The sequence below is a fragment of the Methylobacterium sp. 17Sr1-1 genome (assembly GCF_003173775.1).
In the GTDB taxonomy this organism is placed as follows: domain Bacteria; phylum Pseudomonadota; class Alphaproteobacteria; order Rhizobiales; family Beijerinckiaceae; genus Methylobacterium.
The window spans coordinates 3,748,252-3,761,672 of sequence record NZ_CP029552.1 but is presented as its reverse complement, the minus strand read 5'-3'; the positions used below and the strand labels follow the sequence as shown (position 1 = coordinate 3,761,672).

Annotated in this window: 9 protein-coding genes; 7 read left to right on the top strand and 2 right to left on the bottom strand. The window is 71.0% G+C overall.

The features are described from left to right. Positions 1–38 precede the first annotated feature (38 nt). Together DK412_RS16895 and DK412_RS16890 are read right to left on the bottom strand one after the other, a co-directional pair. The gene (locus DK412_RS16895; RefSeq protein WP_245447008.1) at positions 39–1,430 is read right to left on the bottom strand and encodes a sensor histidine kinase; all 1,392 of its coding nucleotides are present in this window, start codon (positions 1,428–1,430) and stop codon (positions 39–41) included. Between the two features lie 32 nt (positions 1,431–1,462). After that, positions 1,463–2,125 (bottom strand): response regulator transcription factor, encoded by a 663-nt coding sequence (locus tag DK412_RS16890; RefSeq protein WP_109972885.1) that lies wholly within the window; start codon positions 2,123–2,125, stop codon positions 1,463–1,465. Between the two features lie 163 nt (positions 2,126–2,288). Between DK412_RS16890 and DK412_RS16885 the strand changes: the two genes are divergently transcribed. From DK412_RS16885 to DK412_RS16855, 7 genes are all read left to right on the top strand, one after another. Next, the gene (locus DK412_RS16885; protein ID WP_109972884.1) at positions 2,289–3,374 is read left to right on the top strand and encodes an ABC transporter substrate-binding protein; all 1,086 of its coding nucleotides are present in this window, start codon (positions 2,289–2,291) and stop codon (positions 3,372–3,374) included. Between the two features lie 361 nt (positions 3,375–3,735). Beyond that, positions 3,736–5,046 (top strand): ATP citrate lyase citrate-binding domain-containing protein, encoded by a 1,311-nt coding sequence (locus DK412_RS16880; RefSeq protein WP_109972883.1) that lies wholly within the window; start codon positions 3,736–3,738, stop codon positions 5,044–5,046. Between the two features lie 15 nt (positions 5,047–5,061). Continuing rightward, a complete protein-coding gene (locus tag DK412_RS16875; protein WP_109972882.1) occupies positions 5,062–7,767 on the top strand; it encodes a CoA-binding protein in 2,706 nt (901 codons plus the stop codon). A 221-nt stretch (positions 7,768–7,988) separates the two neighbouring features. Continuing rightward, positions 7,989–9,380, top strand: coding sequence for a 2-hydroxycarboxylate transporter family protein (locus tag DK412_RS16870; RefSeq protein WP_245447007.1), 1,392 nt, complete (start codon positions 7,989–7,991; stop codon positions 9,378–9,380). Positions 9,381–9,582: 202 nt separating this feature from the next. After that, positions 9,583–10,644, top strand: coding sequence for an Ldh family oxidoreductase (locus tag DK412_RS16865; protein WP_109972881.1), 1,062 nt, complete (start codon positions 9,583–9,585; stop codon positions 10,642–10,644). A gap of 49 nt (positions 10,645–10,693) precedes the next feature. Beyond that, positions 10,694–11,122, top strand: coding sequence for an acyl-CoA thioesterase (locus DK412_RS16860; RefSeq protein WP_109972880.1), 429 nt, complete (start codon positions 10,694–10,696; stop codon positions 11,120–11,122). Positions 11,123–11,201: 79 nt separating this feature from the next. Further along, positions 11,202–13,109, top strand: a complete 1,908-nt coding sequence (locus DK412_RS16855; protein WP_109975320.1) for a sigma-54-dependent Fis family transcriptional regulator — start codon at positions 11,202–11,204, stop codon at positions 13,107–13,109. Positions 13,110–13,421 lie beyond the last annotated feature (312 nt).

The window sequence follows — 13,421 nt, the reverse complement described above, 5'->3', positions numbered from 1 at the left end:
TGATTTTTATTCGGAAAGATCAAGTAGACCGCGATCCATCAACCTCCGCCAGGACCAGCCGCTCGCGCCGGAACCGGTGGAAACACGATCCTCACCCGCAAGCCCGGCTCACCGCCCGCCCCGTCGTGCAGCGTCACCGCCGCACCGATCCGGTCGGCGAGCGCCCGAACGACGGCGAGGCCGAGGCCGCTGCCCTCCGGTCCGTCGCTTCGCGCGATGCGGTAGAACCGCGAAAACACCGCCTCGCGGTGCTCCGGCGGAATGCCCGGCCCGTCATCCTCGACCTCGGCGAAGGCGCCCACGCCCGAGTCCGCCACCCGCACCACCACCCGGGCGCCGGTCCCGGCGTAGCGGATCGCGTTGTCGATGACGTTGCTGAGGATCTCGCCCACCAGGGTCGGGTGGCCCGTCACCATCACGGGCCCGTCGGGCCCCTCGTACTCGACCTCGATGCCGGCGCGAAGCGCCCGCGGCACGTGGTCGGCGAGCACCGTCGCGGCGATTGTTGCGAGATCCAGCTCCGTCAGGGCGATCGCGCCCGGATCCTCGTCGGCCCGGGCGAGCGCCAGGAGCTGCGCGAGCAGGTGCTCCAGGCGACGCGCCGCGCCCTCGATGTCGTCGAGGGCGGCGCGGCCCTCCGGCGCCGTGCCCGCCTCGTGCCGGCGGGCGAGATCGACGTGCATGCGCAGGACGGCGAGCGGCGTGCGCATCTGGTGCGAGGCGTCGCCGGTGAAGCGGCGCACCGCCCCCATCACCTCGTCGAGCCGCCCCAGCAGCGTGTTGAAGGCGAGGACCGGCGCCCTGGCCTCCACCGGTACCGCCGAGACGTCGAGGGGCTGGAGGCTCACCGCGCCGGGGGCGGCGCGCCCGGCAATCTCGGCGCTCAGGCGGTCGAGGGGCGCGAGGCCGCGGCCGATCCCGTACCAGGTCAGGATTCCGACGAGCGCCAGGAGGACGCCTTCGAGCAGGACGAGGCCGCCGAGGAGCCGGAGTTCGAGGCTGCTGCGCGCGTCCCGCGTCTCGGCCACCTGCACCAGCACCGCGCCGGGCTTGCCGTAGACCCTCCGCGCCCGGGCGGCGATCCGGACGGCCGCGCCGCGCATCACCGCGTCCCGGTGCCGGGTGGGGCCGGGCTCGACCTCCTCGTCGGGGCGGGGCAGGTCGCGGTAGCCGGTGACGAGCTGACCGCGGTAGCTGACGCTGTAATAGACCCGGTCCTGCGACTGGCTCTCCAGCATGCCGAGCGCCACCCGCGGCAGGTCCACCGTCACCTCGTTGTCCTCGTCGAGCGCCAGGCGCTCGGCGATGGCCAGCACCGAGCCGTCGAGCAGCCGGTCATGCGTCGTCTCGACCACGTCCCGGATGACGAGGGCGCCGCCGAGGCCGAGCACCCCCGCCAGCACCGCGGCCGGCAGGAGCATCCTGAGCATCAGCCCGCGCCGGAGGGAAGGCGGGCGCCGGCTCATCGGGCGTCGAGGAGGTAGCCGAGGCCGCGGATCGTGCGGATCTCCGGCCCGTCCGGCTGCAGCTTCTTGCGCAGGCGCGCGACGTAAAGCTCAAGGGCGTTGGGCGCCACCTCGTCGTCGAAGCCGAACACCTCGCCGGCGAGCCGCTCCTTCGGCACGACCTGCCCGGCCCTCGCCATCAGCACCTCCAGCACCGCGAGCTCCCGGCGCCGCAAGGACAGGACCTCGCCGGCGAGGGTGACGGCTCCCGACGAGCGGTCGAGGACGAGGCCCCCGCATTGCAGGACCGGGCTGCGCTGGCCCTGGCCGCGCCGGATCAGGGCGCGCACCCGCGCCTCGAACTCGGGCAGCGCGAAGGGCTTCGCCAGGTAGTCGTCGGCCCCGAGATCGAGCCCGTGCACCCGGTCGGTCATGCCGTCGCGGGCGGTGAGGATCAGCACCGGGACGGCGCTCGCCGCCCGGATGCGCCGCAGCACCTCGAACCCGGACAGGCCCGGCAGGCCGATATCGAGCACGATCAGGCTGTAGGGCTCCGACAGGGCGATTCCCGCCGCCGCCGTGCCGTCCGGCTCGTGATCGGCCGCGTGCCCGGCCGCCCGGAGCGCCGCCACGAGGCCGCGCGCCAGGGCCGCGTCATCCTCCACGACGAGCACCCGCATCCCGCCGTCCCCTCCCCTTCGGATCGTCGCGCGCCCTCGCCCCGGCGACGAGGAATCGCCGCCCGGGTTAGGAGATCGCCGCGCGAGCCTGTAGCGTGCGATCCTCGCCGCGGCGACCGCCGCGGGCAACCGGAAACCTTGGGGCAGGAAGAGGTTTTTGAGAGTGAGGACCCTGACGGCCGCATGGGTGAGCCTCGCCCTCCTCCTCGGCTCCGCCTGGATCCCGATTGCTCGCGCCCAGGTCGACCCGCCCGTCGACGCGCAGGCCGCAGGCCGCGCCGAGGCCGTGCGGGAGGGCACGGTCGTGGTGCGCGCGACGACCGACGAGGCGGAGGCCTCGGCTCTTCTCGCCGGCTTCCGGCAACGCTTTCCGGCCGTCGCGGTGTCGTATTCCAAGATGAACTCGTCGCGGCTCTACGACGAGTTCCTGGCCGAGGCCGGATCGGGCGGGGGCACGGCGGACGTCCTCTGGAGCTCGGCGATGGATCTCCAGATCAAGCTCGTCAACGACGGCTACGCCGAGCGCCACGTCTCGGGCGAGACCGACGGGTGGCCGGCCTGGGCGGTGTGGCGCAACGAGGCCTACGGCATCACCGCCGAGCCGGTCGCCATCGCGTATAACCGGAACTTGCTGCCCGAGGCGCGGGTGCCGCGCAGCCACGCCGAATTCGTCCAGAGCCTGATCCGGCATCCCGAGGAGTGGCAGGGCAAGGTCGCGACCTACGACCCCGAGCGCAGCGGCGTCGGCTTCCTGTTCCTGACCCAGAACCTGGAGGTGACGCCGCGGACCTGGGACGCGGTCCGGGCTCTGGGCCAGGTCGGGGTGAAGCTCTACACCGCCACCGCCACGATGCTCGACCGGGTCTCCGCCGGCGAGGCGCTGCTGGCCTACGACGTGCTCGGCTCCTATGCGCGCGAGCGGGCGAAGCAGGATCCGGCCGTCGGGGTGGTGCTGCCGAGCGACTACACGCTCGTCACCTCGCGCATCGCGCTCATCCCGAAGCAGGCCCGGCACAAGGCGGCGGCCCGGCTGTTCCTCGATTACCTGCTCTCCCGGGAAGGCCAGGCGCTGCTCGCCGCCCGCTCGGTCACGCCCGCCCGCGCGGACGCCCGCGCGCCCGACGATCCGATGACCCGCGCGGCCGCCCTGCGGCCGATCCCGGTCGGGCCGGAGCTCCTGACCTCCCTCGACCAGATCAAGCGCAGCCGGACGCTGCGGCAGTGGAGAAGGGCGATCGAGGGGCGGTGAGGGGCAGCATAACTTCGCTTTGAAGATTAAGCGCGGGTCTCCCCTCTCCCGTGCGGGAGAGGGGCCGGGGGTGAGGGTGGCTCGGCTTCCGCAATGATCCTGAACCATCGAGCTGCGCAGCTCGATGCTCAGTGCTGAATTCTGAACCCGAGCCACCCTCACCCCTACCCCTCTCCCACTCGGGAGAGGGGATCCCGCTCTTGATTCTCGAAAGGGTTTTCCCCTGAGGAGCCCTGCTGACCGCGGGGATAGGGGGAAGTCCCCGCGCCGATTTCTTCCACCCGAGCGCCCCGCCCGCCCCGCGACAGGTTACTGACAGTTTCGCTCCCTACCGTGCAACTCAACGAGCACGGAGGAAACGATGCAAGTCACGGGCATGCTGCACGGCGCGAATCTCCTGCAATTCGCAGGATTTCCCACGGCCGAGGTGCTGGGGCCGGACGCGAGCGAAGAAGAGATCAAGGGCCTGATCGATCGCCACGGCTCGGTCTTCATCAAGCCGGTGTTCAAGGGCGGCGTCGGCAAGAAGGGCAAGGCGGGCCTCCTCGGCCGCGCCCACGACCTGAAGACGGCTCTGCGCGAGAAGGAGCGGCTCTACTTCGTCGAGCATCGCCACGGCAACGTCGTCGCCAAGGCCAACGGCGTCACCTTCGAGGGCGCCGTGCCGGCCGAGCACGAGGTCTATTTCTCGATCTCCGACAGCACGCGCTACCGCGCGCCGACGATGACCCTCACCCACAAGGGCGGCGTCGACATCGAGGAGCTCGACAAGGGCGAGGTCGTCCAGGTCCCGTTCGATCCGCTGACCGGTCTCAAGGCCTTCGTGGTGGCGAACGCCCTCTCGGAGCTGAACGCCCCGAAGGCGCTGATCTCGCCCCTGGTGCAGCAATTGCCCAAGCTCTGGGAACTCTATCACGGCTTCGGCATGACCACGGTCGAGCTGAACCCGATCCGGATGCGGCCCGACCGCAACGGCCGGCTCACCCCGGTGGCCTGCGACTTCAAGTGCGGCTTCGACCGCGACGACCCGCGCTGGCAGCGGCTCGGCCTGCCCGGCCACCTGTTCTCGGTCGATTACTCGGACTTCGAGGCCGAGATCAACCAGCTCCGGACCTACCAGGGCCAGAGCGACGTCTGCATCATCAATTCATCCGGCACCATCCTGGCCCCGACCTTCGGCGGCGGCGCCAACTCGCTGGTCACCGAGATGCTCGGCGACGACGCGATCATCTCCTCGGATTTCGGCGGCAACCCGCCCTACGAGAAGATGAAGGAGGTGGCGCGCATCTGCTTCAAGCACTGGCTGAAGCAGTCGAACGTCCTGTTCATCATCGGCGGCAAGTCGAACAACACCGACATCTTCGAGACCTTCCGGGCGATGGCCGACGCCCTGCGCGAGCATGTCGGCCGGCACGGGCCGACCCCGCTCTACATCGTCGCCGGGCGCGGCGGCCCGAACCTCATCCGCGGCATGGGGGCGCTGCGCGACACCGCCGAGGCGCTCGGCCTGCCCTACCGGCTGTTCGGCTTCGATTCGGACATGAGCGAGGTCGTCGCCTACGCCCGCCAGGCCGATCAGTGGATGCGCCAGGGCGGCCGCGAGCAGGTGGCCCGCGCCATCGGGCTGGCGAAGCCGGTGCTCGAAAAAGCGTCGCTCCAGGCGGCCGAATAGGAAGGGGAGGACACCATGCACAAGCCAGGCATCGGCAGCTTCAAGTACTACGTCGGCATCAGCTCGCTCGACCAGGTCGCCACGCGCGAGGACCGGGTCTGCGTGCTCAACATCCTGGGCGGCGAATCGAGCGACGTCACGCCGGTCGGCCACGCCTATTCGGGCGGCAACGTGGTGTTCGGCACCTCGCCCGGCCGCCGCGGCCAGGTGCTGGAGACCCCGCTCGGCACCATCCCGGTCTACAACAACGTCCGCGAAGGCCTGGAGGCCGGGCACCGCTTCAATTGCGGCGTCGTCTACCTGCCGCCGTCGGGTGCCCGCGACGGCGTCGCCGAGCTGATCCGGGTCAATCCGGACCTGCGCAAGATCTTCATCGTCACCGAGAAGCTGTCGGTCCACGACAGCCGCGAGATCCGGGCGCTCGGCCAGCAGAACGGCATCGACATCTTCGGCGGCAACAGCCTCGGCGTGGCCGATGCCCACCATCAGGTTCGCATCGGCGGGGCGCTCGGCGGCGACGGCCCGGGCGAGGCGCTGAAGGCCGGCTCGATCGCGATCTTCTCGAACTCGGGCAACTTCACCACCACCATCGCCACCTACCTGCGGATGAGCGGCTGGGGCACCACCACGCTGATCTCCTGCGGCAAGGACGTCTACATCCAGTACGCGGCGCCGGAATTCGCCTTCGCGCTCGCCAACGACGCGCGCAGCAAGGCGGCGGTGCTCTACGTCGAGCCCGGCGGCTACTACGAGCAGGACGCGCACTTCACCAAGCCCGTCGTCGCCTGCGTCGTCGGGCGCTGGAAGAGCCGGCTCACCCGGGCGGTGGGCCATGCCGGCGCCATGGCGGGGGGCGACGACGACGCCGCCGCCAAGGAGCGGTGGTTCATGGACAAGTTCGGGGTCGACGGCGTGTTCACGCCCGAGAACCCGGTCGTCTCGGCCAAGGGCGCGGTGGTCACCAACATCGCCCATATCCCGGCGGCGCTCACCGCGGTGATGCGCGAGAACGGCGCGCGGCCCGACTTCGCGCCCGAGAGCAACCTCGCCCTCAAGCCGTGGTTCGGCTCGAATGCCGGCCTGACCCTGCCGCCGGAGCTCGACTTGGCCCCCGTCGAGGCGATGGCGCCCTACGGCGAGCAGATCGCCCGGCTCAACCGCCAGGTCGGCGTCGTGCTGCCGCGGCAAGCGATGAAGGACGCCTCGGGCGCCTCGCAGATGGACCCGAAGACGCAGGTCACGAGCCTCAACGGCGTCTCGATGCTGGAGGCGGCACGCCTGCCGATGGAGTCGAACGTCGTCCTCGCCCTGCTGCGCGAGCAGGCGAGCGAGAACGACCGCGCCCTGGTCAACGCAGGCATAGCCGCCGGCGTCAACATGCATGGACGCCCCGAGCTCGCGGCGGCCGAAGCCTCCCGCGAGGCCGGCAACGCCCCGAACGTGGTGCTGGCGGCGGCGGCCAGCCTCGTCGGCCCGCGCCGCGCCGAGGCCGCCCGGCGGCTCTGCCGCCTGCTGACCGATCGCTTCGCGGAAGCCGGGCTGCCCAACGCCCTCGACGAGGGCTTCGACCTCGCCAAGGTCGCGGCGGATGCGGAACTCGCCGGGCTCCTCGTCGGGCGCGAGCCGGACCCGCAGGCAGAGGCGCTCCTCGCCGGTCTGGACGCCCGCGGCGCGCGCTCGGTCTTCGTGCGCTACCTGCGCGGCCTCGACGGTCACCCGACCCGCGAGGCGGTGCTGGCGGCGGTCGCCACGACGCTGACCTGGGGCCCGCTGATGCGCAAGCGCATCTCGCGCCTCACCGCCGAAAGCCTGCCCTGGTGGCTGCAGCTCTTCGGCACGCTGCTGGGCGCCGCGGTGCCGGCGGAGCTGCACAAAGCGGACGGGTTCTGCGGCGTGGCGCAGGCCGACCTCCTCGGGCGCCTGAGCCTCGGCGAGATCGGCTGCCTCGCGCTCCTCGGCCGCGCCGGCACGGCGGACGACGTCTTCGTGTTCGAGACGCTGATCGGGCTCCTCCTGTCGAACGGCCCGGGCACGATCTCGGCGCAAGGGTGCAAGGGCGCGGTCTCGGCCGACGGGCCGGAGAGCCCGGAGCGGGTGCAGCTCAACAAGGCGATGATCGGGTTCCTCACCCATGCCGGCTACACCCATGGCGGCAACGGCTACGAGGGCATCGCCTTCCTGATCGAGCAGTTCCGCGACGCAAACCTCTCGGATCCCGCCGATCCGGATCACGGCGTCGACCTGAAGGCGGTCGCCGAGCGGACGGTGGCGGAGTATGCCCGCTACAAGTCCGACCGGAAGAACGCCGGCAGCCTCGACATCCAGAAGATCCCGGGCGTCCACCACCCGGTCTTCAAGGACAAGGCAGTGAACCACGATCCCCGCGAGGTCTGGATCCACGATCTGCTGACTGAGCGCGGCGACTACAACGCCTTCCACGCCTATTACCGGACCCTGGTGCAGGCCCTGTTCGACGCCGGCGTGTCGCGCACTATCTACTGCGTCAACATCGACGCGGTGATCGCGGCCCTGCTGCTGAAGATGCTGTGGCAGCCCTACCGCGACGGCACCCTCTCCGGCTCGGCGCTCGAGACCGCGGCGTTCACGATCTTCCTGTTCGCCCGCATGCTCGGCTGCGCGGCGGAGGTGGACGACCACATGAACCGCGGCCGCAACATGGACACGCGGACGGCCGCCTCGCGCTGCCAGTTCGTGGCCTGACGGCGCGTCCTTCCCGCATCGCCCCCGGGTCGGGCCAGCACACATCATCCTGTGAGAGTTGGCTTGACTCGGGGCTGCCGTAGTGTGAACAGTCCATCATCTTCCAGAACCTGAATAATTCCCTACGGCAGGAACGGGATCACCTGAAAAACGGCCGGACAGGCCTCAAGAATATCACTCGAAGCGGATCGCTCGGAAGAACAGCGTTCGGGAGGACATCGATGGCATCTGGAACCGTGAACCTCGCCAAGCCCGGCGAGACCCCCGCCCCGGCGGCCGAGATGGGCGCGGCGCGCTCCCAAAAATTCTGGCCGCAGGGCTGGTGGCGGCTGATGGACATCAAGATCGGCATCATCCCGGTCCCGGTCTACCTGATCCTGGTCGTGCTGCTGACGATCCTGACGCTCGAGCGCGAGATCAAGCCGGATTCGCCGACGATGATCGCCGTCCTGGTGCTCGGCGGCTTCACCTGCGCCGAGATCGGCAAGCGGCTGCCGATCCTGCGCAACATCGGCGCCGGCGCCATCTTCGCCACCTTCATTCCGTCGGCCCTCGCCTACTACAAGCTGATCCCGCCGCAGATCGAGAAGTCGATCATCGACTTCACCAAGTTCACGAACTTCCTCTACCTCTACATCGCGGCGATCATCGTCGGCAGCATCCTCGGCATGGACCGCGGCGTGCTGATCAAGGGCTTCCTGAAGATCTTCGTGCCGCTCGGCATAGGGTCGATCGCGGCGGGTATCGTCGGCACCCTGGTCGGGACGGCGTTGGGCTTGGGCGCCTACCACACCTTCTTCTTCATCGTCGTGCCGATCATGGCCGGCGGCGTCGGCGAGGGCGCGATCCCGCTCTCGATCGGCTACGCGGCGATCCTCGGCGCCTCGCAAGGCGACCTGTTCGCCCAGGTGCTGCCGCCGGTCATGCTCGGCAGCCTCACCGCCATCGTGTTCTCGGGCATCCTGAACTTCGTCGGCAAGACGTATCCGCACCTGACCGGCGAGGGCCGGCTGCAGCCGGGCGAGCACGACGACATGGATCCCAAGGACGAGGCCGTGACGGCCGAGAAGGGCGGCGGCGCCATGGACGTCTCGACCATCGCGGCGGCGGGCCTCACCGCCGTGACGCTCTACCTCCTCGGCGTGATGCTGCACCACGTCATCGGCCTGCCGGCGCCGGTCGCGATGCTGTTCCTGGCGGTGCTCGCCAAGCTCACCAGCGCGGTCTCGCCCCACCTCCAGGCCGGCGGCTTCGTGGTCTACAAGTTCGTGCAGACCGGCATGACCTACCCGCTGCTCTTCGCCATCGGCGTCTCGCTCACCCCCTGGGACAAGCTGATGTCGGCCTTCACGGTGCCGAACCTGATCACCATCATCGCGACGGTGTTCACCCTGATGGTCACCGGCGCCTTCGTCGGCCGCCGCCTCGGCATGTACCCGATCGAGGCCGCGATCGTGAATGCTTGCCACTCGGGCCAGGGCGGCACCGGCGACGTTGCCATCCTCACCGCCGCCAACCGCATGCAGCTGATGCCCTTCGCCCAGATCGCGACCCGCATCGGCGGCGCCGTCACCGTCACGGTGGTGCTGGTGGTGATGCGGTGGATCGCCTGACAGGCGGGGCTGAAAGGTAATTCCATGAGGACGCGCCGCATCGTTCACGGTGCGGCGCGTTCCGTTGCCGAACTCTCTCGTCACGAGAAGAGGCGCGGATCTCTCCTCTCCCCGCCCGCGGGGAGAGGAGAGATTCCAGCGCCAAAGTCTATGTCTGGACAGCTCCGCCGCCCGCCCAGAGAAGCCTACCGGGAGACGCCGCATGACCGACCCGCGAATCTCCGCCGACGCCCTGCTCTCCTTCGTCACCGCGATCTATACCGCCTCCGGCCTGAGCCCCGACGACGCGCAAATCTGCGCCGACAGCCTCGTCCAGGCCGATCTCTTGGGCCACCAGTCGCACGGCGTGATGCGCCTGCCCTGGTACGCCGCCCGCCTGGCGTCGGGCGCCTGCGATCCGCGCGCGATCCCGGAGGTCGTGGTCGATGCCGGCGGGCTCGCGGTGATCGACGGGCGCGAGGCGATGGGCCAGGTCGTGGCCGCACGCGCCATGGACGAGGCGATCGCTAGAGCGCGCGCCCACGGGATCGGCGCCGTGGCGGTGCGCCACTCCAACCATTTCGGCACCGCCATGTACTTCACCCTGCGGGCGGCGCGGGCCGGGTTCATCGGCTTCCTCTCCACCAATGCCAGCCCCGCCATGGCCCCCTGGGGCGGGCGGGTGAAGGCGCTCGGCAACAACCCGTGGTCCTGGGCCGCCCCGGCGGGCCGGCACGCGCCGCTCGTCCTCGATATCGCCAACACGGCGGTGGCCCGCGGCAAGGTCTACCTCGCCCGCCAGCGCGGCGAGGCGATCCCGCTCGGCTGGGCCATGGACGCGGAGGGCCGGCCGACCACCGACCCGCAGGCGGCGATCGACGGGCTGATCGCCCCGATGGCCGGGCACAAGGGCTACGCGATCTCGGCTGTGATGGACGTACTCTCGGGCGTCCTGACCGGCAGTGCCTTCGGGGCGGGCGTCGCCGGCCCCTACCAGGCCGAGCGCCGCAGCGGCGCCGGGCACCTGGCGCTCGCCATCGACATCGCGCGGCTCCAGCCGCTGGCCGAGTTCGAATCCCGCATGGAACGCTTCATCGCCGAGATGAAGGCGGTGCCGCTCGCGGCAGGGGCCGAGGCGGTGTTCTACCCCGGCGAGATCGAGGCCCGGGCCGATGCCGCGAACCGGCGCGACGGCCTGCTCCTGCCCGAGGACACCCGCGCCGACCTGCACCGGCTGGCGGAGGCCCATGGCCTCGATCCTGCGTCGCTCGCGCCCATGCCCTGACGCACAGTCAGACTCACCCTTCCATGCCCTCCCCGCGACCGAGCCGCCGATGACCGACCCCTCGTCCGCCCCTTGCGCCCCCGATGCCGGCTGGGGACCGCCGGTGATCCGCACCATCGCCATGCCGGCCGACACCAACCCGGCCGGCGACATCTTCGGCGGCTGGCTGATGGCGCAGATGGACCTCGCCGCCGGCAACGTGGCGGCGCGGCGCGCCCGGGGCCGCTGCGCCACCATCGCGGTCGAGGGCATGACCTTCCTGCAGCCGGTGGTGGTCGGCGACGAGGTCAGCCTCTACGCCCACATCGTCTCGGTCGGCCGCTCCTCGATCCGCATCCAGATCGAGGCCTGGCGCCGCGCCCGGGAGAGCGAGGAGACCATCAAGGTCACCCAGGCGCTGTTCACCTTCGTGGCGATCGACGAGAACCGCCGCCCGCGGCCGGTGCCGGCGGACGCGACGGGCGCCGGCCCGGCCTGAGCCCAAAGGCCTGCCGTCCCCGGTCTTTTCCCGCCCGCCGATCGCGCGCAGAATGGGACAAAAGATCGGGGAGGACGCGATGCGCTCTGCCGTGATGGCGCATATCGACGAGCTCGTGCGGGCCGCGAGCGACGGCGGCGGCGCGCGCGATCCGCTGATCGACCAGTCCTGGCGGCGCTGCATGGCCGAGTACCGCCTCGACCCCGCCGCCCCCCGGCGCGCCTACATCCACAGCCAGGCCCGCCTGCGCGAGCACCGCGACGCCCTCGACGACCTGATCCGGGTGGCGCGCTTCGGCGTCGAGGCGCTGTACCGGCAGGTCTCGGGCCTCGGCTACGTGCTGATCCTGGCCGACGCAAGCGGCGTCGCCGTCGACTTCATCGGGGACCCGAGCCGCGACGGCGATCTGCGCCGCGCCGGCCTCTATCGCGGCTCGGACTGGAACGAGCACCTCGCCGGCACCTGCGCGGTCGGCACCTGCATCGCCACCGGCGAGGCGCTGTCGGTCCATCTCGACGACCATTTCGCCGGCGACCATATCGGGCTCACCTGCACGGCCGCTCCCGTCTACGCCGCCGACGGGACGCTGGCGGCCGTCCTCGACATCTCGGCGCTGCAGGCGCCGGCGCCGAAGGCGAGCCAGCACCTCGCGCTCCAGCTCGTCACCTCCTTCGCCCACCGCATCGAGACCGCGAGCCTGCATAACGGCTTCCGGCGCGAGTGGATTCTCCACCTGTCGCGCTCGCCCGAATTCGCCGACATCGAGCCCGAGCTGGCGCTCGCGGTCGATGCGGGTGGGCGCATCCTCGGCTTCAACAGCCGGGCGCGGGCGCTGATCGACCGCGCGCTGCACCGCCCGCGCGGCCCTTCCGATCTCCGCCACGCCGGCTTAGGCCTGCGCCTCGATGCCCTGTTCGAGGCCTCGGTCGACGACCTGCCGCTGTTCACCCGGGCGGTGCCGGTCGAGCGGCGGGTGCTGCGCCTGCGCGGCGGCGAGCGTTTCTACGCCCTGGCGCTGGAACCGGCAGAGGCTCCGGCTCGGACGCCCGCCCGCAGCAAGCGGCCGGCCCGGCCGCCCGTCCTCGCGGATGATGCGACGCTCGGTCCGATGGCGCGGCAGGCCGCGCGGCTGTTCGAGGCGGGTGTGGGCCTGCTCGTCGGCGGCGAGACCGGCACCGGCAAGGAGTTCTTCGCCAAATCGCTGCACCGGGCGTCCTCCCGTGCCGCAAAACCTTTCGTCGCGGTCAATTGCGCGGCTTTGCCCGAGACCCTGATCGAATCCGAGCTGTTCGGCCACGAACCGGGCGCCTTCACGGGCGCGGCGGCCAAGGGCCGGACCGGGCTGGTGCAGCAGGCCGAGGGCGGCACCCTGTTCCTCGACGAGATCGGCGACATGCCGCTCTCGGCCCAGACCCGCCTCCTGCGCGTGCTCGCCGAGCGCGAGGTGACGCCGGTCGGCGCCGCGACGCCGCAGGCGGTGGACATCCGGGTGATCGCCGCGACGCATCGCGACCTCGCCGCCCTGGTGCGGGAGGGCCGGTTTCGCGAGGACCTGCTGTACCGTCTCGCCGGCGCCCGCTTCGTCCTGCCGCCCCTGCGCGAGCGCGGCGACCTGACCGCGCTCACGGCGCGGCTGCTGGCGGGACGGCCGGGCTCCCCGCGCCTCTCCGCCGAGGCTGCCGCGGCCCTCGCGCACCATGCCTGGCCCGGCAACGTGCGGGAACTCGTCAGCGCGCTCGACTATGCCTGCGCGCTCGCCGAGGGGCCGGAGATCGGCCTGTCCGACCTGCCGCCCACGGTGCTGCCCGGCGATGCCGGGGCCTCCCCGCCCGCGGCGGCCCCGACCGGTGACGACGCGCTGGACGCGGCCCTGCGCCGGCGCGCCTGGAACGTCTCGGCGGTCGCTCGCGACCTCGGGCTCGACCGCTCCACCGTGCACCGGCGCATGCGCCGGCTCGGGCTCGTCTCGCCGAATCACGGAGGATGAGGGGGATGCGTCACCTGTGGCGGGGCTGGTCCCATGCAACAGGTGGGGCGCCACAGGTGGGGCGGCGGATCATGGCCGTCGGACCTGTTCGAGCCGCCGGCTGCATCGACTCCCGCGCCTTTTTTTGACGATCCCTGCACCCACGCTCGCAATCATACCCTCCCCTTTCCCGGACGACTGAAGCGTCAGCGAAAGGAGATCCGGGATCCAGCTCAGGACGTGCCGCGAAGCGGCTCCATATTGGCACTGGTGCAGACAGAAGGACGCTTCGCGACTTCTTGTGCTGGATCCCGAAGCTGCTTTCACGTCGTT

Coding starts and splice junctions, on each gene's coding strand:
- DK412_RS16880 (WP_109972883.1), top strand. CDS start 3,736: ATGCAAGTCACGGGCATGCTGCACGGCGCGAATCTCCTGCAATTCGCA.
- DK412_RS16870 (WP_245447007.1), top strand. CDS start 7,989: ATGGCATCTGGAACCGTGAACCTCGCCAAGCCCGGCGAGACCCCCGCC.
- DK412_RS16890 (WP_109972885.1), bottom strand. CDS start 2,125: ATGCGGGTGCTCGTCGTGGAGGATGACGCGGCCCTGGCGCGCGGCCTC.
- DK412_RS16895 (WP_245447008.1), bottom strand. CDS start 1,430: ATGCTCAGGATGCTCCTGCCGGCCGCGGTGCTGGCGGGGGTGCTCGGC.
- DK412_RS16860 (WP_109972880.1), top strand. CDS start 10,694: ATGACCGACCCCTCGTCCGCCCCTTGCGCCCCCGATGCCGGCTGGGGA.
- DK412_RS16855 (WP_109975320.1), top strand. CDS start 11,202: ATGCGCTCTGCCGTGATGGCGCATATCGACGAGCTCGTGCGGGCCGCG.
- DK412_RS16865 (WP_109972881.1), top strand. CDS start 9,583: ATGACCGACCCGCGAATCTCCGCCGACGCCCTGCTCTCCTTCGTCACC.
- DK412_RS16875 (WP_109972882.1), top strand. CDS start 5,062: ATGCACAAGCCAGGCATCGGCAGCTTCAAGTACTACGTCGGCATCAGC.